Here is a 21930-nt window from a genome sequence, read left to right on the forward strand (position 1 = left end):
TGGCGGCGACCCAGGTGGAAGAGATCGAGCGTGCGGAATGGCAGGACCTGGGCATGCCGGAGACGCTGTGGGTGAACCGCGTGCGCGAGTTCGGCCCGTTGATTATCTCCATTGATACCAAGGGCAACAACCTGTTCGAGCAGAACAAGGCCCGGTTCAACGAGCGCAAGGGGGCGGTGATCGAGAAGATCAACAGCCAGGTGCGGTTCATCAAGTAGCTGCTTGCGACCTGGGGCCGCTTTGCGGCCCATCGCGACACAAGGCCGCTCCTACAGGGCTATCACCAAGCCTGAGGGCAGTGATATCCCTGTGGGAGCGGCCTTGCCCGCGAATGGGCCGCAGAGCGGCCCTTGCCACATCCTCCCAGGCCCTCAACCTGCCAGGTTGAAGTCCGCTGCAGTCACCGTGGTCGCATCCGCCACTCCTACCAGGCGGATGGTGTCGGTACCGATGCTGACCAGCGTGTCATTGCCGACATCGGCGACGGTGACGTTGGTGGCAAAGGTGGCCGCGGTGATGTTGAAGGCAGCGATATCCATCCGGTCCTGCCCACCCTGTGCGACAGCGTCGAAGTTGATGATCAGGTCATTGCCGAAGCCGGCAGCGAACTGGAAGACATCATTGCCATCAGTGGCCATCATCGTGTCGTTGCCGGCACCGCCGACGACGGTATCGTTACCCGCCCCACCGTTGAGGAAGTCATTGCCGGCACCGCCCTGCAACGTGTCATTGCCAACGTCACCAAACAGCGTGTCGTTGCCATCGCCACCCTGCAGCACATCGACGCCGTTGCCGCCGTCAAGGTTGTCAGCGCCGGCTCCACCCAGCAGGGTGTCGTTGCCGGTGTCCCCGAACAGCGAGTCATTACCGGCGCCGCCATCGAGGGTGTCGTTGCCAGCGCCACCGTTCAGGGTGTCAGTGCCCAGGCCGCCGAGCAACTGGTCGTTGCCGGCATCGCCATTGAGCGTATCGTTGCCTGCCGCGCCGGTGATGATGTTGGCCAGGCCATTCCCGGTACCGGTGAAGTTGCCTGCCCCGATGTAGGTCAGGTTCTCCACGTTGGCACCCAAGGTGTAGCTGGCCGCTGTGGCACGTACGGTATCCGTACCCGCCGCAGTGGCCTCGACCACCACATCCCCGGCGTTATCCACCACATAGGTGTCGTTGCCCAGGCCTCCGACCAGGCGGTCGATACCGGCACCGCCATTGAGCAGGTCGTTACCAGCTCCACCTGTGATGGTGTTGGCCAGCGTGTTACCGGTACCGGTGAAGTTGCCTGCCCCGGTAAAGGTCAGGTTTTCGACGTTGGCACCCAGGGTATAGCTGGCAAGGGTGGTCTGCACCAGGTCGACACCACCGTTCAGCGCCTCGCTCACGGTGTCACCGAGGTTGTCGACCACGAAGGTGTCGTTGCCCGCTCCGCCAACCATGGCATCCGCACCAAGCCCGCCGTTGAGGGTGTCGTTGCCGGCACCGCCGTCGAGGCTGTCGGGGTCGTTACCGCCATTGAGGATGTCGTTACCATCACCGCCGAACAGTTGATCGGCGCCGCCCAGGCCGTTGAGCACATCGTTGCCGCCCAGCCCCGAAAGCGTGTCGTTGCCCGCACCGCCGGTCAGGATGTTGGCCCCGGCAGTACCGACCAGCACCACGCTTGGTGGCGGTACCACCGCTGCAGTCGCGGCCGAGGTCAGCGACTCCTGGGCGCCGAATGCGTCGGTGTAGCTCACGACCACCCGCAACTGCCGGTTACCCTGCTCGAAGCCCGGGGTAAAGGTTGCAGCCGTGGCACCCGCGATGTTGCTGAAGGTGCCGCCAATGTTCTGCTGCCACTGGAATCTGAACGCGCCCAGCCCGTCCAGGTCGGCGATACTGCCGGTGAGCGCGGTCAGCGTCTGGCCCTGGTCTGGCGTGGTATCGCTGATCAGCACGGCACCGGTGGGTGCATCGTTGACGTTGGCCACCGGGTCGAGGATGTCAGAGGCGATGCTTTCCTGCACACCGAAGTCATCCACATAGCTGACCACCACCCGCATGTTCTGCCCCACCTGGTTCTGGGTAAGGAGGAAGGTGCTGTTGATGGCGCCAGCAATGTCGACCCAGCCGGTACCCCGGTTGGACTGCCACTGGAAGGTGAACCGCGGATTGCTCAGGCCGTCAGCGTCGACAATGGTTGCCGGGTTGGCGGTGAGCGTCTGGTTCTGCACCAGCGACCCGGTCACGGTAGGCCCGGCGGTCGGCGCGTTGTTCGGCGCCGAATCGACGATTTCCAGCGTGCCCTTGGTGTCCTGGTACACCGCGCGTACGCGGATGTTCTGCCCTGCCACATCGTCCGTGACCCGGTAGGTGGTACCGACCGCTCGCGAAACCTCGCCGGCAGCGACAAAGGTGATGTCTTCATAGACCCCCGAACCTGGCAGGGTCTCCACTTGCCAGTAGTACGCCACCGGGCCGGTGATCGCACCGGTCAGGTTGGTCGCGCTGACGTTGTCCGCGTCATGTACCGCCAGCGGGGTGACCCGCAGCAGCTGGCCGCTGACCGGTGTGTCGTCACGCACGCCGGTGGCAGCGTCAAGGATCACCAGGCTGCCGGTGGGGCCGGCGTTGACCGCAGTGCCCACACCGGAGGCTTGCGAGCCATCCGAGAACTGCAGGCGCTCGATGCCGGTCAGGCGATCGACACCATCACGCCCGGCCACCGAATCGGTGACGATCACCGAGTTGCCATCGACCACCACGCTGTAGTCGGTGGCCACCCCCGAGAACACCGCCGTGTCGTAACTGTTGCTGCCGTTGAGGATTTCACGGACGATCACCAGTTGGCCCGGGTTGTAGGTACCCCTGAGCATCAGCGGCACCATCGGCTCCATGCTGTCGTAGCTGGCGATTTCCGGGCCGGTGCCGTCGCTGTTGGCACGCACGCTGATGCGCACGTTCAGCCACTTGTCACCATCGAGGATATCGTCGCCGCCACGGCCTTCGATCAGGTCACTGCCGCTGCCACCGAGGATGATGTTGCCACCGTCGTAGAACGTCGCACCGGCGGCCAGCAGGCTGGACAGGCCATTGATCAGGCTGATGTTGGTCAGCACGCTACCGTTGGCGCCATTGGTCGGCAAGGTGGCAGAGGTTTCGCTGTCACCACGCAGGAAGTCGCCATGAGCCGAGCCCGACAAGCCTTCCATGATGTCGAAGCGCACCAGCGCAGAGGCGCCCGAACCTGGTACCGGCGGCACATCGAAGAAGCGGTCGCTGAAGTCGGCAGTCACGCCCTGGGCCAGGCCCTTGAAGGTCGCCCAGTCATAGCCGGAGCCACCGATGTAGCGGTCACCGAAGCCCAGGCTGCCGACCATGATGTCGTCGCCGCCCTCACCGTTGAACTTGTCGTTCTCGTTGCCACCGATGAACACGTCGTTGCCGATGATCGGGTCGTTGCCGAGCGGGTCGAAGTTGTCGCCAGGGGCACCGTCCGAGGTGCCCTTCTCGATCCAGTCGTCACCTTCGTTGCCCATGTCCTGTTCGTTGGCCTTGCTGCCCAGGATGAAGTCGTTGCCCTGGCCGCCAATGGCTTCGGAGGCGTCCTCACCGGTGACGATGAAGTCGTTGCCAAAACCACCGATGATCAGGTTGACGCCATTACCGCCGTGCAGCACATCGTTGCCGTCGCCGCCCTGGATGTTGTCGTCGCCACCCATGTCGCTGATGATGTCGTCGCCGGCACCGCCACGCAGTTGGTCGTTGCCGTCGCCGCCCTCGATGCGGTCGTTGCCGCCATCGCCCCAGACCGTGTCGTCACCCTCGCTGGACACCAGGATGTCGTTACCCTCGGTGCCGCCCAGCACGATGTGCTCGGCACCGGCATAGCGGATGTAGTTGGTGTCCGGGCCTGCCGTCAGCGGGCTGTCGCGGAACACCACCTGCTCGCCGTTTTCGCCCAGTGGGTCGAGGTTGCCCAGGCCTTCGTTGAACTGCTTGCTCCGGTCCACTTCCAGGTAGAAGCCCGGGTCGGAGAACACCAGGCCCGGCAGGTGGGTAGCCGAGGTGTTGGCCATGATCAGCTTGGCGAACGAGTTGCTTTCCAGCTCGGCGTTCATCGACAGGCCGGAGGTGCGCTCCAGGTAGTAGAAGCGGTCGCCGTCCTGCAGTTTCTCCATCTGGTTCTCGAACACGAAGTTGAAGGTGCTGCCGAGCATGCCGCCGAACGGGGTTTTCGCTTCGGCCAGGCCACCGATCCACAGGTCGATGGCATCGACCCCGGTCACGGTCACCGCCCTCAGGTCATCGGCGTTGCCGAGCACGCCATCCTTGCCAGGCAGGGTGACGTTGGCGTAGGCGCCGGTGCTGTTGAGGAAGTCCAGGCGGTCGGCTGGCGCGCCATCGCCACCAAATACCAGGGCCATGGCCGCCGCACGTTTCTCCAGCAACGTGGTGGCCCCGGTGATGGTGCTGTGGGTGCCGTAGGCGGCGATGAAGTTGATCAGCGATTCCGGATGCTTCAGGTGCTGCACCAGGTCGACCCAGCTGGTGTAAGGCTTGAGCTGGGTATCGCCGGTTTGCGCATAGATGTCCCGGCGCACGGCGTTCAGCGAAGGGATACCGACGTCGCGGCCACGCGCGATGTTGATCGCCGGCAGGTCCAGCGGCAGCCCGAGCAGGTTGTTGCGCAGCGCCTCGGTGACGAACTCGTCGATCTCGTTACCGGCCTGACGGGTGACCCCGCGCACGATGGCGCTGGTGGCATCCTCGGGGGTGACGCCACTGGCGGCATACGCCAGCGGGTTGAGGAACGCCGCGATCAGGCCCAGTTGCTGGTCCGGGTTGGCGCTGGCCGGGTCCTGGATGACGTTGAAGTCGACATCGAAGCGGTCGACGGTTTCGGTCAGCATCGAGTGGCCGAAGCGGTACACGGTGTGCGCGAACTCGGCCACGATCGACGCATCGAGGTCTACGTCGTACACCTGGGTCGGCGCGAAGAACAGGTCGACCCGTGGTTGCACGGTACGGGCGAACTCCTCGAACACCAGGTGCTGGTACTGCATCTCGGTACCGAACTTGGCGGCCTGGAACAGCCGCTCGCCATTCCACACCAGCGCGTCGATCTCGGCCTGACTGGCCGGCAGCGCGGTCAGCGGGTTGAGCAGCCACTCGTTGAGGAACGCAAGGTCGCCCGAATCGAGCACAGTGTCCATGGTCTGCGCCACCAGCCGGTTGTGCTCGGAGTGGAAGATCGCATGCACGGCAGTCAGGCCGATGTTCTCGTTGACCCGGCCGTCGCCGGCGATGTAGTGCGCATCGAGCAGTTCGTTGTCGTAGGCCAGGTTGGCGCCGGTCTGCGGGTTCACTGGCACGGCGTTGCCTACATCGGTATCGGCATCAGGCACCAGCACGCCATTGCTGAACACCGGCACGGCATTGTGGGCGATGTCGGCAAGGAACTGGTGACCGGTGCGTACGGCATTGGTCAGGTCGATCGGGGCCAGCGGGTTGCCCTCGATCTGCTGGTCGTCAGCCGTGCCAGCAATGCCGTCAGCCCCTTTCATGATTACCATCGGGAAGCCGTTGGGCCCCTTGATGAAGTTGCCGTAGGCGTCGGTTGCCAGCAGCGGTACGTTGTCGACATCGGCGTCGGTCAGGTTGATGCCCAATATGTCGCGGGCCTGGGCCTTGACCACCTTCCAGGTCGCCATGCCGCCAATCTCGGTGTCGTCAGCGGTACCGTAGCGGCCATCAGCGCCCAGGTCCCGGTTGGTGATCAGCCGCCCGGTGGCGACAGGCCCGTCGTCGGTCAGCACATAGCCACGCAGGAACACCTGGTGCGAAGGGTGCGAGCTGTAGGTCTGGTTCTGGTCCACGAACGGGGTGGTGGTATTGGTGTGCTCGTGGATGTCATCGGCGTTGCCGAGGATGCCATCCGGCCCGGGCAGGTTGGTGGCACGGGTCACCACCATGAAGTTGGTGAAACCGCCCTCCACGTACAGCGGGTCATCCGGTTGCAGCGGGATGTAGATGGTGCCCGAACCGCCCTTGGTAACCAGGTCCAGGCCATGGTCGAAGAACTGCCCGAAGAAGGTCATCCAGGCGTTGAACGGCGCGGACAGGCCGGCATCGGCAGCGGTGTTCTCGAACAGGTAGACGTCGTGGTCGTCGCCGGTGCCGAACTGGCCGTCCAGGCCCGGGCTGGCGACGATGCGCACGCCGTCCTTGAGCACGTCGTCGTTGCCCACGGCTCCGAAGTTGAGCACACCGTCCGCACCCGGGTCATACGCGGTGGCATAGGCCGCCGGGTTGTTGGAAGTCTGGTCGACGACCAGGTTGCTGATGGTGCGTGGTTGCGAGTCGAACACCGGACCACTGGTCTGCTGATACGATGAGCCCGGAATGGCCGGCGAGCCGGGGCCGAAGAAGCCGGCCGGTGCACCTTCGGCCGGGTTGAACACCGGGTCGGTCACGCGCGGGAACACATTGTCGGCAGCACCGTACTGGGTGTTGTTGATGCCATTGAGGTTCATCAGGTTGTTGTTCGAGCCATCCACCGCACGCAGGCCCAGCGGCGCGCGGATGTTGGGCAGCAGCGAGAGGATGTCTGCCCCGTTGGCGTCGGCCTCGGCGATCTTGATCTGGTCGAGGATGAAGTTGAGGTCGGAGCGCACCATGTGCAGGCCGGCGCCGCCGGCAGTGGCATCCACCACCGGTGTGGCCGGCGTGGGTACCACAGGCGCACCCGGCTGGACCACGGTCGTGGGCTGCGAGAACAGCACTTCGGTGGTGCCGTGGGCGTCCTGGTACATTGCCTTGACCCGCAGGCTCAGCCCGGCCAGGTCTGGCGACACCTTGAAGTTGGTGCCATCGGCGCTCTGGAACGCCAGGTCGCCGGCCGGCAGCAGGATGATATCCTCGAACACACCACTGCCCGGGGTGGCCTCGACCTGCCAGTAGTAGGACACCGAGCGGTCGGCGAGCGTGCCCAACGGATTGCCAGCGCTGATGTTGTCGGCATCCCGCACGCCGGCCACATTCACCGTCAGCATATCGCCCACGGTGATCGCACCGCCGTTGCCGTCGGTAACGGCCGGGCTACCGACAGGCTGCGCATTCAGCCCCTCCACCAGCACGCGCTGGCTGTCGGCGAATTGCAGGCGTTCGATGTGCAGCAGGGTATCGACGCCATCGCGCCCCGCCACGTTGTCGGTCACGGTCCACACATCATCAGAGGTGTCGAGCGTACCTTTGGTGTTCTGCGTCACCGTGTACTCGCTCTGCAGCCCCGTGAACACCGCCGTGTCGAACGCCGCGCCACCCGTCGAGGTGCCGGGCAGGATTTCCCGCACGGCCTTGAGCTGGCCGGGGTTGTAGGTGCGGTCGAGCATGAATGGGATCATGTCGACCATGCTGTCGAAACTGGCGATTTCAGGCCCGGTGTGGTTGACGTCCCCCGGGGCATACACGGCAATGCGCACGTTGAGCCACTTGTCACCGTCGATCAGGTCATCACCGCCACGGCCTTCGATCAGGTCGCTGCCGTTGCCGCCCAGCATGATGTTGCCGGTGGCAAAGCCGGTGGTCGGCAACCCGGCATCGGCCAGGAACTGCTGCAGGCCACGAATCAGCGCGACGTTGGTCAGCGCACTGCCGGTGGCACCACCGTGGTTGAGGATGGTCACGGCATCGACATTATCGCCCTTGAGCACATCGGCGAAGTTCGAACCGGACACGCCCTCGACCTCGGCAAAGCGGTCGAGGATGGAAGCCGGCGAGGCGCCGACCGGGTTGAAGATACCGGTGTTCTGGTTCGGAGCGTTGCCATGGGGTTGAGCCAGGGCAGCCAAGGTCAAGTCGACGGTGACGCCGACCTGGTCATTCTTGTTGGTAATCCAGTCGAAGCCGGACATGCCGTCCATCTTGTCCTGGGCATCGCTGCCGACAAAGATGTCGTCGCCGCCCTCACCGATCATCTCGTCGAAGCCACCGCCACCGACGAAGATGTCGTTGCCGATCACTTCGTCACCCAGCAGAGGCGCAAAGTTGTCGCCGGGCGCACCGTCCTGGGTGCCCTTCTCGATCCAGTCGTCGCCCTCGTTGCCGGTAGGTGGCAGGTTGGTCTTGGCGCCGAGGATGAAGTCGTCGCCCTGGCCGCCGAAGGTGGTGCTGATGTCTTCGGTGGTGATGATGAAGTCCTGGCCGTTGCCACCCAGGATCAGGTTGCCGGCCGCCAGCATGCTGCCGGCAACGATCACGTCGTTGCCATCGTTGCCTTCCAGGCGGTTGTCGCCGAAGGAGTCGGTGATGATGTCGTCACCGGCACCGCCCAGCACCGCGTCATTGCCCGCGCCGCCTTCAAGGGTGTCGTTGCCGGCGTCGCCGTAGACAGTATCGTCGCCGTCGCCAGAGATGATGATGTCGTTGCCGGCGGTGCCGCCCAGCACCACGTGGTCTTCGCCGGTGTAATGCAGGAAGTTGGTGTCGGTGCCCACGGTATCGGGGTTGTCGCGGATCACCAGCGGTACGATCTCCACCCCATTGATCTCGATCCCACCCGTAGGGTCAGCCCGGCCATCGGCCCCCAGCCCGGTGAACTGCTTGGTCTGGTCCACCTCCAAGGTGAAGGTGGGCGTGAGGAACACGGTGTTGGACAGGTGGGTGACATCGGAGTTGAGCATGATCAGCTTGGCGAAGGAGTTGTTCTCCAGTTCGGTGCCGAAGTTCATGCCCGCGGTGCGCGAAAGGTAATAGAACCGGTCGCCGTTCTGCAGGGCTTCCAGCTGGGTTTCGAAGACGAAGTTGAAGCTGGAGCCGAGCATGCCGCCGAACGGCATTTTCTGCTCGGCCAGGCCACCGACCCAGAAGTCGATGTCATCGACGCCGGTCACGGTCACCCCGGTGATGTCGTCGGCGGTGCCGGCGATGCCGTCCGCGCCAGCCAGTGTCACATTGGCATAGGCGCCGGTGCCGTTGAGGAAGTCCAGGCGGTCCGCTGGCGCGCCTTCACCACCAAGCACCAGCGCCACGGCGGCGGCGCGCTTGGCCGCTTCGGTGTCCGCTCCGGTGATGGTGGCGTGGGTACCGTAGGCGGCGATGAAGTTGATCAGCGACGCCGGATGCTTGAGGTGGTCGGCAAAGTCGGCCCAGCTGATGTATGGCTTGAGCTGGCTGTCGCCAGTCATGGCATAGAACTCGCGGCGCGCCTCGTTCAGGGTAGGGATGCCAGTGTCACGGCCACGGGCGATGTTCAGCGCAGGCAGGTCCAGCGGCAACCCGAGCAGGTTGTTGCGCAGCGCCTCGGTGACGAACTCGTCGATTTCGTTGCCCAGCTGACGGGTGACGCCACGGATGATCGCGCCGGCCGCTTCGTCGGCGGTGGCGCCACTGCCGGCGAAGGCCAGCGGGTTGAGGAAGGCGGCGATCAGGCCGAGCTGCGGGTCGCCGTCCACCGTGGCGAACGCCGGGTCGAAGCGGTCCACGGTTTCGGTCAGCATCGAGTGGCCGAAGCGGTAAACCACGTGGGCGAACTCGGCGAGGATGGCCGGGTCGATCGAGGTGTCGTAGCCGTTGGGAGCGAGGAACTCGTCGATCTGCGGCTGGATGGTGCGGGCGAACTCTTCGAACACCAGGTGCTGGTACTGCATCTCGGTGCCGAATTTGGCAGCCTGGAACAGACGCTCGCCGTCCCAGACCAGCGCGGCGATTTCGGCGGGCGTGGTGGGGATGGCAGTGACATCATCGATCAGCCACCGGTTGAGGAACGCCAGGTCACCGGAGGCCAGCAGGGTGTCCTTGGTCTGCTGCACCAGGCGGTTGTGCTCGGAATGGAACACGTGGTGCACGGCGGTCAGGCCGATGTTCTCGTTCACCCGGCCGTCACCGGCGATGTAGTGGGCGTCGAGCAGTTCGTTGTCGTAGGTCAGGTTGTTGCCGCCAGGCCCGGTTGGCTGCGCATTGCCGACCGCAACATCGGCGTCGGCCTGCAGCACACCATTCACGATCACCGGCGCGGCGTTGTGAGCGATGTCGTCAAGGAAGCCATGCCCGGTGCTCACGGCATTGGCCAGGCTGATCGGCGCGTCGCGGTTGCCTTCGACCAGCGTGGTGACGTCGTCGGCGGTACCGGCGATGCCGTCGGCACCGTTGTTCACGCGCATCACCACCTGCGGCATGCCGTTGGGGCCGCGCAGGAAGTTGCCGTAGGGGTCGGTGGCCAGCAGTGGCACGCTGTGCACGTCGGCGTCGGTCAGGTTGATACCGAGCAGGTCGCGGGCCTGAGCCTTGACCACTGCCCAGGTGGCCATGCCACCGCTTTCACTGTTGCCATCGTCGGCGGTGCCGAAGCGGCCATCGGCGCCCAGGTCCCGGTTGGTGATGAGCCGCCCGGTGGCTACCGGGTCACCTGCGGCATTGAGCGTGTACTCACGCAGGAACACCTGATGCGAGGGGTGCGAGCTGTAGGTCTGGCTCTGGTCGACGAACGGCGAGGTGGTGTTGGTCTGGCCATCGTCGGCAGTACCCACCACGCCATCGGCGCCAGCAGTGCGCACGGCGCGCGGCAGCACCATGAAGTTGGTCGGGCTGCCCTCGACGAACAGCGGGTCGTCCGGCTGCAGCGGGATGAACACGAAGTCGGTGCTGCTCTTGGTGACCAGGTCCAGGCCGTGGTCGAAGAACTGGCCGAAGAAGGTCATCCAGGCATTGAAGCCGGCGGTCAGGCCAACGTCGGGCGACACGTTGGGGATGAAGAACACTTCCGTGTCGTCTGCGGTGCCGAACACCCCGTCTATGCCGGGGCTGATCACCGGGGCGGCGCCGCCATTGGCTTCGACCGCGGCCGGGTTGTTCGCCGTCTGGTCGACGATCAGGTTGCTGATGGTGCGCGGTTGCGAGTCGGTAACCGTGCCGGTGCCGGCATAGTCGCCGCTGAAGGATGGGCTGAGCAGGCGCAGGAACGAATTGTCGGCGGCGCCGAACTCGCTCTGCCCGGTCACCAGGTTGTTGTAGCTGCCGTCCACGGTACGCAGGCCGAACGGTACCTGGCTGTTGGGCAGCAGGTCGATCAGGCTGGTGCCATCGGCATGGGCTTCGGCGATGAAGATCTGCTGGAGGATGAACTCCAGGTCCGACTTGCTGAAATCTGCCATTTCAATTGCCCTCGATCTGTCGGGAGATGACTCAGGGCAACAGGGTCCTTCCCGCGCCCAGTCAGTGTGACGTGCGCAGTTTCTGATTCTGGGTTCTGGGGCAGTTGGGCACTACGGTGCTGTGTTGTCGCCACTGGCCTCATCGCCGGCAAGCCGGCTCCCACAGTAACGGCGGGAACCTTGTAAACGGTGCGATACAGGTAGGCACCGCACATGCATCGACCCCAGCTCGCACAGGGTCCGAATACATCAGACTAAAGTCGCAGAAGAAAAGCTTGTCAATATCCCGTCAAAAAATTCGTTCGGCATTGATAACGCGATACAACTCGCTGTTTTTAATGGCACTTATGAAAAGTTCAAAGATTTTATAGAGCAAAAAGATATTACCGAGTGTTTCAGTGCAACCTACGCTGCTGCATGTGGGAGCAACGCAGCGTTTTGGACCATTCGCCCTGAGAGCGACCCGCCTGCGAGCCGACCAGAAGCCACAACTACCGCTGTACGGGCCGCCGCAAGGGCTTCCCGATTGTGATAAAGGGAGGCTCCCGATGCACAAGCCGCCACGCACCCGTTCCGAGCTGGCTGAGGTGTTGTTTCGCCTGCGCCGCAGCTTTTTTGCCCTGGCCGCCTTCAGCGGCGTGATAAACGTCATGATGTTGACGCCAGCAATTTATATGCTGCAGGTGTACGACCGAGCCCTGGTCAGCCGCAATGTCACTACCCTGTCGATGCTTACCCTGCTTGTGATCGGCTTGTTCATGCTGATGTCGGCCCTGGAGATGGTCCGCACCCGCGTACTGATTCGGGTCGGCAACTTCCTCGACATGGACCTCAACCGGCGCATCTTCAGCGCAGCCTTCGAACGCAACCTGAGCCGCGCCGGCGGCAACCCGGCCCAGGCCCTGCAGGACCTTGCGCAGGTGCGTCAGTTTCTGACCGGCAACGGCCTGTTCGCCTTCTTCGATGCCCCCTGGACACCGATCTACCTGCTGGTCTGCTACCTGATCCATCCACTGCTGGGGCTGGTAACGCTGATCGGCTCGCTGATCCTGGTGGGCCTGGCCTACCTCACCGAGAAGGCTACGCAAAAACCCTTGGCCGAGGCCAACCAGGCAGCCCTGGCGTCGGCCAGCTACGCCAACAACAACCTGCGCAACGCCGAAGTGATCGAAGCCATGGGCATGCTGCCGGCGATCGGCAAGCGCTGGTACCAGGGCCATTTACGCATCCTGCAGATGCAGACCCTGGCCTCGGACCGTGCTGCGGTGATCAGCAGCACCGGGCGTTTCGTGCGCATTACCTTGCAGTCGGTGATCCTCGGTGCCGGCGCACTGCTGGCGATCGAAGGCAAGATCACCCCCGGCATGATGATCGCCTGCTCGATCCTCACCGGCCGCGCCCTGGCCCCGGTGGAGCAGGTGATTGCCGCATGGAAGCAGCTGCTGGGCTGCCGTTCCGCCTGGGGCCGGCTCAACGACCTGCTGCACGACTACCCGCAGCGGCCACCGAGCATGTCGCTGCAGCGGCCAATGGGCATGCTGGCCGTGGAAAACGTGGTCGCCGGCGCCCCCGGCACCAGCAATAGCATCGTGCGCGGGGTGAGCTTCAGCCTGGTCCCGGGTGAAAGCCTGGGCATCATCGGCCCCTCCGCCTCAGGCAAGTCCACCCTCGCCCGCCTGCTGGTAGGCGTGTGGCCGACCCAGGCCGGCAAGGTGCGCCTGGACGGCGCCGACATCTTCACCTGGAACAAGGCCGAACTCGGCCCGTGGCTCGGCTACCTGCCGCAGGACGTGGAGTTGTTCGAGGGCACCATCGCCGAGAACATCGCACGCTTCACCGAAGTGGACAGCGAAGCGGTGATCCGCGCTGCCCGCAGCAGCGGCGTGCACGACATGATCCTGCGCTTCCCGCAGGGTTACGACACCCGCCTGGCCGCCGACGGCAGCCCGCTGTCCGGCGGCCAGAAGCAGCGCATCGCCCTGGCCCGTGCGCTGTACGGCGAGCCGAACCTGGTGGTGCTGGACGAGCCCAACGCCAACCTTGATGACGTTGGCGAAAAGGCCCTGGTCGATGCGCTAGCCGAACTCAAGGCGCGCGGGGCCACGGTAATCCTGATTTCCCACCGGCCCAATGTACTGTGCGCGGTCGACAAGGTGCTGATGCTGCGTGACGGTACCGTGCACATGCTCGGCAGCCGCGACGAAGTGTTCGCTGCGCTGCGCAAGGCCAGCGTGATCCCGGCGGCGACCGCAGCGCCGCTGGCCTCGGTAAAAGTACGGGAGTGATCGATCATGCAGATGACCCAACACACCGAATTGATTCCCGCCGAGGCCCGCAACAGTATCGACCTGGACATGGGCCGGCCGGCACGCTGGGGCGTATGGATGGTCATTGCCGGCTTTGGCGGTTTCCTGCTGTGGTCGTGCCTGGCGCCACTGGACGCAGGGGTGGTCGCCACCGGCACGGTCAAGGTCACCAGCAACCGCAAGGCGGTGCAGCACCTGACCGGCGGCACGGTCGAGGCGATCCTGGTGCGTGAAGGCGACAGGGTGAAGAAAGGCCAGGAGGTGGTACGCCTGGACGCCCTGCGCGCGGTGGCAGAACAGGGCGCGATCAGTGCCCAGTACATCGTCAGCAAGACCGTGGAAAACCGCCTGGAAGCCGAGCGCGACGGCCGCGACACAGTCACCTTCGACCCTGCCCTGCTCGAGCACTACCGCAGCGACCCACGCCTGCTGGCAGCCATGGACCTGCAACAGCGCCTGCTCGATACACGCCGCGCGGGCCTTGCCGGTGAACTGAGCATCCTCGAGGAAAACCTGGCCGCCACGGCGGTGCAGCTCAAGGGCCTGCAGCAGGTGTACGGCGCACGCGCCTCGCAGATCGGCTTCCTCAACCAGGAGCTGCAAGGTACACGCGTGCTGGCCGCCGAAGGTTATGTGCCACGCAACCGCCTGCTGGAGCTGGAGCGCAACAATGCCGACCTGTCCGCCGGCCAGGCCGAAAACCTCAACAACATTGCCCGGGCGCGCAGCCAGGCCACCGAGATCAAGCTGCGCATCCTGCAACGCCAGCACGATTACCTCAAGGAGGTGGAATCGCAACTGACCGATACCGCCAAGGAGAACACCACCTTGGCCGATCGCTTGCGCGCGCTGGACTATGAAGTGACCCATACAGTGATTCGCTCGCCGATCGACGGCATGGTCCAGGCCCTGAGCATCGCCACGGTCGGCGGCATCATCCAGCCTGGGGCCAAGATCATGGAGGTGGTGCCGCTCGACCAGCCGTTGCAGGTCGACGCGATGATCCCGGTGCAGGCGATCGACAAGATGGTGCCCGGCCTGGACGTGGACCTCGCCTTCCCGGCCTTCAACCATGCGAAGACGCCGAATATTCCGGGACGGGTCATGACCATTTCCGCCGACCGCCTGATGGACGAAGAAAGCAAGCAGCCGTACTACCTGGCCCAGGTGGAAGTGACGCAGAACGGCATGGGCCTGCTGGGCAGCAACCACATCCGCCCCGGCATGCCGGCCACCGTCACCATCAAGACCGGCGAGCGCAACCTGCTCAGCTACCTGCTCAAGCCGATGCTCGAACGCGTGGACGCCTCGTTCAAGGAGCAATGACATGAATCACCCGTGCCTGATGTTGTGCCTGTTGGGGTTGTCCGTACAGGCCAGTGCCATGGACCTGAAGCAAGCCTGGGACCTGCTGCAGTACCAAGGCCCGATCTACCGCGCCGCGGTGCACGAGAAAGAAGCCGGCAGCGAGAACCGCGCCATCGGCCAGGCCGGCCTGCTGCCGCAGATCAACGCTGCCGGCTACTTCAACAAGGTCGATGGCAGCCAGCGCCAGAATGGCCGGGACAGCGACCTGGACTATGACTCCAAGGGCGCCAACGTGCGTTTGCGCCAACCGCTGTTCAACAAGCAGAAGATGGCCGAATACCGCCAGGGCCAGCAACGTGCCGACTACAGCGTGGCGGTGTTCGATGCCAAGAGCCAGGACGCCGCGGTGCGCCTGGCCGAAGCCTACTTCGATGTATTGCTGGCCAGCGAAACCATCACCCTGGCCAAAGCCAAGCTGAATGCCTTCGAAGAGCAATTGGCCTCGGCGAAGCGGCGCATGGAGCTGGGTGCCGGCACCATCACCGACATCGACGAGTCGGTGGCCCGTCGCGACCTGGCCGAGGCCGACCTGATCGAGGCCCAGGACAACCTGGTCAACGCCCGCCGCAAGCTGGAGGAATACATCGGTGAAACGCCGGAGTCGCTGACCACCTTGCAGCCGGGCTTCAGCACCCCGCCGCTGATGCCGGGCAACCTGCAGGACTGGCTGGTCAAGGCCCAGGCCGACAGCCCGCTGATCCATGCGCGCCGGCACAGCTACGAGCTGGCCGAAGAAGAAGTGAAACGCGCCCGCGCCGGGCACTGGCCGACCCTGGATTTCGTGGCGGGCTATACCGCCGGTAGCAGCCAGTCGATTTCCGAACTGAACCAGCGCAACCACTACAGTTCGATCGGGCTGGAGCTGAACATTCCGCTGTACAGCGGTGGCAGCACCAGCGCCCTCACCCGCCAGGCCAGCGCCAACAGTTCCAAGGCCCTGGATGAACTGGACGCCACGCGCCAGGAAGTGATCTCCGGCACCACCCGCGAGTACCGCGGCGTGCAGAGTGGCGCCTTGCGCATTCAGGCGCTGGAAAAGGCCGTGGCGTCCAACGAACGCTCGCTGCTTTCGGCCCGCAAGGGTTTCAGGGAAGGCGGCACCAGCACCAACTCGGATGTACTCAATGCCGAGGAACTGCTGTTTGACGCCCGCCACGACCTGTTCGAGGCCAAGCTCAACTACCTGATGTCGCGGCTGCGCCTGGCGTCATCGGTGGGTAACCTTGGGGATGATGATATCGAGCAGATCAACGACTACCTGGGGCCGGAGCTATTGGTAACCAATTGATAGCAAACCGGGTGCCCTGTGGGAGCGGGTTTACCCGCGAAGCAGGCGACGCGGTGGGTGGCACCGGCTTCGCCGGTGTTCGCGGGTAAACCCGCTCCCACAGGTACGGTACATTCATTCAGCTCCCGTAGGGTTTGCGGCGCCTACCGCAATTTGTTCCATTTCAGGCTATGATCGGTCACCCCGCCGCGGACGCCCTGCCCCATGCCCGTAGACCTCCAAGCGTTATACCCCAGGCTGATCCACCTGATGCTGGACACGGTGTTCGTGGTCGACAGGGACAACCAGATCGTTTTCGTCAGCGATGCCTGCGAGGCGCTGCTGGGCTACCGGGCCTGCGAACTGATCGGCACGCCGATCACCGACTACATGCACCCTGACGACCTGGCGATCACCCGCGCATCGATCGTGCGGGTGATGAACGGCCAACCCCATTACGACTTCCGCAACCGCTACATCCGCAAGGATGGCGATATCGTGCATATCCTGTGGGCGGCCTCCTGGTCCGATGAGGCCAATGCCCGCATCGGTGTGGCGCGGGATGTCACCGCCCAGCGCCAGGCCGAGGAGGAGCTGCGCTTCCTGGCCCATCATGATCCACTCACCCGCCTGGCCAATCGGGCCATGTTCAACGAGCGGCTGGATACTGCCCTCGCCGCGGCCCGCCACCACAACCAACCGCTTGCGTTGCTGTTCATCGATATCAATGACTTCAAGGACATCAACGATAATCACGGCCACAGCGTGGGTGACCGGGTGCTCTGCACCTTGGCGCGGCGCCTGGAAGGTTGCGTAGGTGCTACCGATACAGTGGCGCGGATGGGCGGTGACGAGTTCACCGTGCTACTGACCGACTACGCGTCGCCAGAGGCCATTGCCGAGCAGGTGGCACGCATCCTGGCAGCCATGGCCGAGCCACTCGGCGCCGAGTTTGCGGGCATCGGCGCGCCATCCTGCAGCATTGGCGTGGCGCGTTTCCCCGAGGACGGCAACGATGCCGACATGCTACTGCGCCATGCCGATGGCGATATGTACCGGATCAAGCGACAGCGCACTGCGGCCGGCTGAGCGCTCTGGCGGCCGCAGGCGGAATCGAGCACAACGGAGATGACCATGCGCAACCCTGAAGACGCCTTGCTCGACAGCTGGCAGCACAACGCCCAGGCCTGGATCGATGCGGTGCGCAGCGGCAGTATCGAGAGCCGTCGCCAGGTCACCGACCAGGCCATCCTGCTGGCCATTCTGGGCCGCCAGCCCGAACGGGTGCTCGACCTGGGCTGTGGTGAAGGCTGGCTGCTGCGCGCGCTGGGCGACCGGGGTGTGGAGGCGGTAGGAGTGGACGGTGACCGGGCGCTGGTGGATGCCGCGCGCGCTGCGGGCTCCGCCGAGGTGCACCTGGCCAGCTACGCACAGCTGGCCGCTGGGCAGGCCTGTGTCGGCAAGGACTATGACCTGATCTGTGCCAACTTCGCCCTGTTGCAGCAGGACATCATCCCACTGCTGACGGCGATGAATGCGTTGCTGGTGCCCGGCGGTGCGCTGGTGATCCAGACCCTGCATCCGTGGGGCGTGGCGGATGGGGATTACCAGGATGGCTGGCGGGAGGAGTCGTTTGCCGGGTTCGCCGGGGATTGGCAGGTGATGCCGTGGTACTTCCGCACCTTGGCCAGTTGGCTGAATGCGCTGGACATGGCGGGGTTGCGGCTGGTGAGCTTGCAGGAGCCACAGCACCCGCAGAGTGCGCTGCCGCAGTCGTTGCTAATGGTGGCTGAGCGGCCTTGAAGCATACGCGGTCGGTGTAGGAGCGGCCTTGTGTCGCGATGGGCCGCAAAGCGGCCCCAAGTTCAAGCAGCACCGCTGAAATCCTGGGGCCGCCTTGCGGCCCATCGCGACACAAGGCCGCTCCTACACCGACCGCACCGGGTTCAGAGGACCGGCTTGCGCGCCGCCCCGCTGCGGGCCTTGGCCATGGCCGCCAGGCGCACCGCGACGTTGGCCGCACCGTAACCTGCATATCCCCCTTTACGCTGGATGATCTCGAAGAAGAAACGCTCTTCGAACGGCTCGGTATACACGTGGAACAGCTCACCTCCCTGGGCATCGCGGTCGTACAGCACGTTGTAGTAGGCCAGTTCGCTGAGGAACTCGTCGTCGAAGTCGAAACGCGCCGCCAGGTCGTCGTAGTAGTTCAGCGGGATCTCCAGCAACGGTACCCCTGCCAGTTTGGCCCGCGCCACCTCGCGGAAGATGTCGTCGCAATCGAAGGCGATGTGATGCACGCCCGAACCGCGATAGCTGGACAGCGCATGGGCGATGGCGGTGTTGCGGTTTTCCGAGATGTTCAGCGGCAGGCGCAGGGTGCCGCACTGGCTACGCAGGGCGCGGCTCTTGACCAGGCCATAAGGGTCCGGCAGCACCACTTCGTCGTCCGCAGCGAAATCGAACAGGCTCTTGTAGAACAGCACCCAGCTGTCCAGCGACTCGGCCGGCAGGGCCAGGGCCATGTGGTCGATACGGCGCAGGCCGCCGGTGGCGCTGGCGTTCTTGTCCAGGCTGAAGTCGGTGTCGTACAGGGTCTGGCCGGCAGTGCCCTGCTCCACCAGGTACAGCAGGCTGCCATCTGGCGCACGTACCGCCGGCACTTCGCACTCGTTGGGCCCGACCAGGCCACGGAACGGCTGGCCACGGAAGGCGGTGGCGCGCTTCAGGGCGGCTTGCTGGTCCTTGACTCGCAGCGCGGTGGCGCACAGCGACGGCCCGTGGGCCTCGAAGAAGTTGTGGCCGAAAGAATAGGGTTCGGCGTTCAGCACAATGTTGATATCGCCCTGGCGCAGCAACTGCACTTCTTTGCTGCGGTGCTTGCCGGCTTCGGCAAAGCCCAGACGCTTCAGCCAACTGCCCAGGCGCGCGCCGACGGCTTCGTCGACTGCAAATTCAAGGAACTCTACGCCGTCATAGGCACTGGCCGCCGGTGGTGTAAACAGCACACCGGGCTCGATCGAGGTACCTTCCTGCTCCAGGCGCAGGCGGGTGTGCTCTTCGAGGTACAGCAGCGAACGCAGGCCGTCGGCGGCATTCTGCCGGGGCGGTGCGGCGCGGAAGCCGTCGTTGAAGATTTCCAGCGACAGCGGCCCACGGTAACCGGTGGCAAGGATTGGCGCCAGGAAACCGGCCATGTCCATCTCGCCCTGCCCCGGGAAGCAGCGGAAGTGGCGGCTCCACTCCAGCACATCCATGGCCAGGATCGGCGCGTCGGCCATTTGCACGAAGAAGATCTTGTCGCCAGGGATGTCGCGGATCGCGCTCGGGTCGCCCTTGAGCGACAAGGTGTGGAAGCTGTCGAGGATCACCCCGAGGGCCGGGTGGTCGGCCTGGCGCACCAGGTTCCAGACTTGCTGGTAGGTGTTGACGTGGCGGCCCCAGGCCAGGGCTTCGTAGCCAATGCGCAGGCCGCGCTTGCCGGCGTGCTCGGCCAGCAGGCGCAGGTCGTCGACCAATAGTTGTTCTTCTCCCAGGGCATCGGCCTGGACGTTGCTGCATACCAGCACCAGGTCGGTGCCCAGTTCCTGCATCAGGTCGAACTTGCGCTCGGCACGGTCGAGGTTTTTCTGCAGGCGGTCGCGGCGGCAGCCCTCGAAATCGCGGAACGGCTGGAACAGGGTGATGGCAATACCCAGGTCTGCGCACATCTGCCGTACCTGGCGCGGGCTGCCAGCGTAATAGAGCAGGTCGTTTTCGAAGATCTCGACGCCGTCAAAACCGGCGGCGGCGATGGCTTCGAGCTTTTCCGGCAGGGTGCCGCTCAAGGACACGGTAGCGATCGAACGCTGCATGGCGGGAGTTCCTTGTTGTTAGAGGGATACGGTGCCAGACAGGTAAAAAACCACTGTCACAGTTTATGGCACGTTCGATTATTCGCAGGTAAAGTCGTCGCTTCAATCTCTTTGTACGGAATGGTTAGTTTTGCGTTCGATTATCGCACAATACCCGATTTAGCGAATTGCCAGTCCGCTGGACCGTGGTCAACATGATCCACAGACGCAGGCACACCGACCATTGCCTCCTGCCTTGGCTTACCTCCGGCGGAACCTGCGCTAACAACAATAACAACGGAGACAACGATGGCTCACTCCAGCTCTCAAGCCAAGAAAGCGACCGCCAGTGGATGGATAGGCTCGGCACTCGAGTACTACGACTTCTTCATCTACGCCCAGGCCGCTGCGCTGATTTTCCCGCAGATCTTCTTCCCCAACACCGACCCGAAAATGGCCATCATTGCCTCGCTGGCCACCTACGGCGTGGGTTACCTGGCGCGCCCGGTCGGCGCCTTCGTGCTGGGCCACTGGGGTGACACCCGCGGCCGCAAGAACGTACTGCTGCTGTGCATGTTCCTGATGGGCCTGTCGACCATGGCCGTTGGCCTGCTGCCCACCTACCACGACATCGGCCTGCTCGCCCCGGCCTTGCTGGTGCTGCTGCGCCTGGTCCAGGGCTTTGCCGTGGCCGGTGAAATCTCCGGTGCCAGTTCGATGATCATGGAGCATGCGCCATTCGGTCGACGGGGCTACTACGCCAGTTTCACCCTGCAAGGCGTGCAGGCTGGCCAGGTGCTGGCGGCGGCGGTGTTCCTGCCTCTGGCCTACTTCATGCCCAGCGAAGCCTTCAACGACTGGGGCTGGCGCATTCCGTTCCTGATGAGTGCCATCGTGCTGATCGCCGGTTTCATCATCCGGAAGGAAGTGCACGAAACCCCGGCATTCGTGAAGGAAGAGAAGCAGGACAAAGTCGCCAGGTCGCCGATCAGCGAGGCCTTCCGCCACAGCTGGAAGCACATGGTGCTGGTCATGTTCATGGCCTTGATGAACGTGATCCCTGTGGTAGCGACCATCTTCGGTGCGGCCTACGCGGTGCAGCCGGCCTATGGCATCGGCTTCGACAAGAGCGTGTACCTGTGGATTCCGGTAGTCGGCAACATCGTCGCGGTGCTGGTGATTCCGTTTGTCGGCAACCTGTCCGACAAGATCGGCCGGCGCCCGACCATGATCACCGGCTGTCTGGGCTCGGGCCTGCTGGCCTTCGTCTATCTGTACGCGATCAGCATCCAGAACGTACCGCTGGCGTTCGCCTCGTCGATCGTGATGTGGGGCATGGTGTACCAGGGTTACAACGCGGTGTTCCCAAGCTTCTACCCAGAGCTGTTCCACACCCGCTACCGCGTTTCGGCCATGGCCATCGCACAGAACATCGGCACCATGCTGACCGCCATGCTGCCGGCACTGTTCGCCCTGGTTGCCCCGCCCGGCTCGGACAACATTCCGCTGGTAGTCGGTGGGCTGGCGTTCTTCATCACCTGCGTGTGCGCCCTGGCAGCGTACATTGCCCCGGAAACCCATCGCCTGGCGATGGAAGACCTGGGTAACCCGGATGCCAAGCCGATGGACAAGACCGCGTATGAAGCTAGCCGAAAAGGGAGCTTTCAGGCGGTGAGCCACTGATCGATTGCAGGGGGCTGCTCTGCAGCCCTATCGCCGGCAAGCCATGTGCAAATACCTGTAGGAGCGGCCTTGTGTCGCGATGGGGCGCGAAGCGGCCCCAGATTTTCAGCTTCGCAGCAAAGATTGTCGGGGCCGCTGCGCGGCCCATCGCGACACAAGGCCGCTCCTACAAGGGCCAGTGCTGGCTTGAAGAAATATACAAGTCAGTTGCTCCCCCAGGAGCCGCACAGGCTTCAGGCGTTGTGCGTTCCTGTGGGAGCTGGCTTGCCGGCGATAGGGCCGCAAAGCGGCGCCGGCAGTTTCAGCCCTTGACCACTTCCTGCAGGCGCGCCCAGAGCTGTTCGACA

General features: G+C 64.2%; 9 protein-coding genes. 7 read left to right on the forward strand and 2 right to left on the reverse strand.

The features are described 5' to 3' along the window. On the forward strand, nucleotides 1-218 hold a 218-nt coding region (locus JV551A3_RS18360; protein ID WP_205125957.1), incomplete at its 5' end, for a fumarate hydratase C-terminal domain-containing protein. 153 nt (nucleotides 219-371) lie between these two features. On the opposite strand, the gene JV551A3_RS18365 is transcribed toward JV551A3_RS18360, so the two are convergent. Further along, nucleotides 372-11126 carry a peroxidase family protein gene (locus tag JV551A3_RS18365; protein WP_133971544.1) on the reverse strand — a complete coding sequence of 3585 codons (10755 nt, stop codon included), beginning with the start codon at nucleotides 11124-11126 and terminating at the stop codon, nucleotides 372-374. A gap of 548 nt (nucleotides 11127-11674) precedes the next feature. On the opposite strand from JV551A3_RS18365, the gene JV551A3_RS18370 reads away from it, so the two are divergent. The 5 genes from JV551A3_RS18370 (at nucleotide 11675) to JV551A3_RS18395 (ending at nucleotide 17870) form a co-directional block, all read left to right on the forward strand. Beyond that, nucleotides 11675-13411 (forward strand): type I secretion system permease/ATPase, encoded by a 1737-nt coding sequence (locus JV551A3_RS18370; protein WP_133971542.1) that lies wholly within the window; start codon nucleotides 11675-11677, stop codon nucleotides 13409-13411. 6 nt (nucleotides 13412-13417) lie between these two features. Further along, complete coding sequence (locus tag JV551A3_RS18375; protein ID WP_133979027.1) at nucleotides 13418-14758, forward strand: HlyD family type I secretion periplasmic adaptor subunit; 1341 nt, start codon at nucleotides 13418-13420, stop codon at nucleotides 14756-14758. A gap of 1 nt (nucleotide 14759) precedes the next feature. Then, a complete protein-coding gene (locus tag JV551A3_RS18380) occupies nucleotides 14760-16088 on the forward strand; it encodes a TolC family outer membrane protein (protein ID WP_133971538.1) in 1329 nt (442 codons plus the stop codon). A gap of 204 nt (nucleotides 16089-16292) precedes the next feature. Then, nucleotides 16293-17156, forward strand: coding sequence for a sensor domain-containing diguanylate cyclase (locus JV551A3_RS18390; protein ID WP_133971534.1), 864 nt, complete (start codon nucleotides 16293-16295; stop codon nucleotides 17154-17156). A 45-nt stretch (nucleotides 17157-17201) separates the two neighbouring features. Continuing rightward, on the forward strand, nucleotides 17202-17870 hold the full coding sequence (locus tag JV551A3_RS18395) for a class I SAM-dependent methyltransferase (RefSeq protein ID WP_133971532.1): 669 nt from the start codon (nucleotides 17202-17204) through the stop codon (nucleotides 17868-17870). Nucleotides 17871-18013: 143 nt separating this feature from the next. Here JV551A3_RS18395 and quiC read toward each other — a convergent pair whose 3' ends face one another. Next, complete coding sequence (quiC, locus tag JV551A3_RS18400; protein WP_133971530.1) at nucleotides 18014-19921, reverse strand: 3-dehydroshikimate dehydratase QuiC; 1908 nt, start codon at nucleotides 19919-19921, stop codon at nucleotides 18014-18016. A 288-nt stretch (nucleotides 19922-20209) separates the two neighbouring features. Here quiC and JV551A3_RS18410 point away from each other — a divergent pair, with 288 nt between their 5' ends. Continuing rightward, nucleotides 20210-21583 (forward strand): MFS transporter, encoded by a 1374-nt coding sequence (locus JV551A3_RS18410; protein ID WP_133971526.1) that lies wholly within the window; start codon nucleotides 20210-20212, stop codon nucleotides 21581-21583. Nucleotides 21584-21930 lie beyond the last annotated feature (347 nt).

Source organism: Pseudomonas inefficax, from assembly GCF_900277125.1.
Classification (GTDB): Bacteria; Pseudomonadota; Gammaproteobacteria; order Pseudomonadales; family Pseudomonadaceae; genus Aquipseudomonas; species Aquipseudomonas inefficax.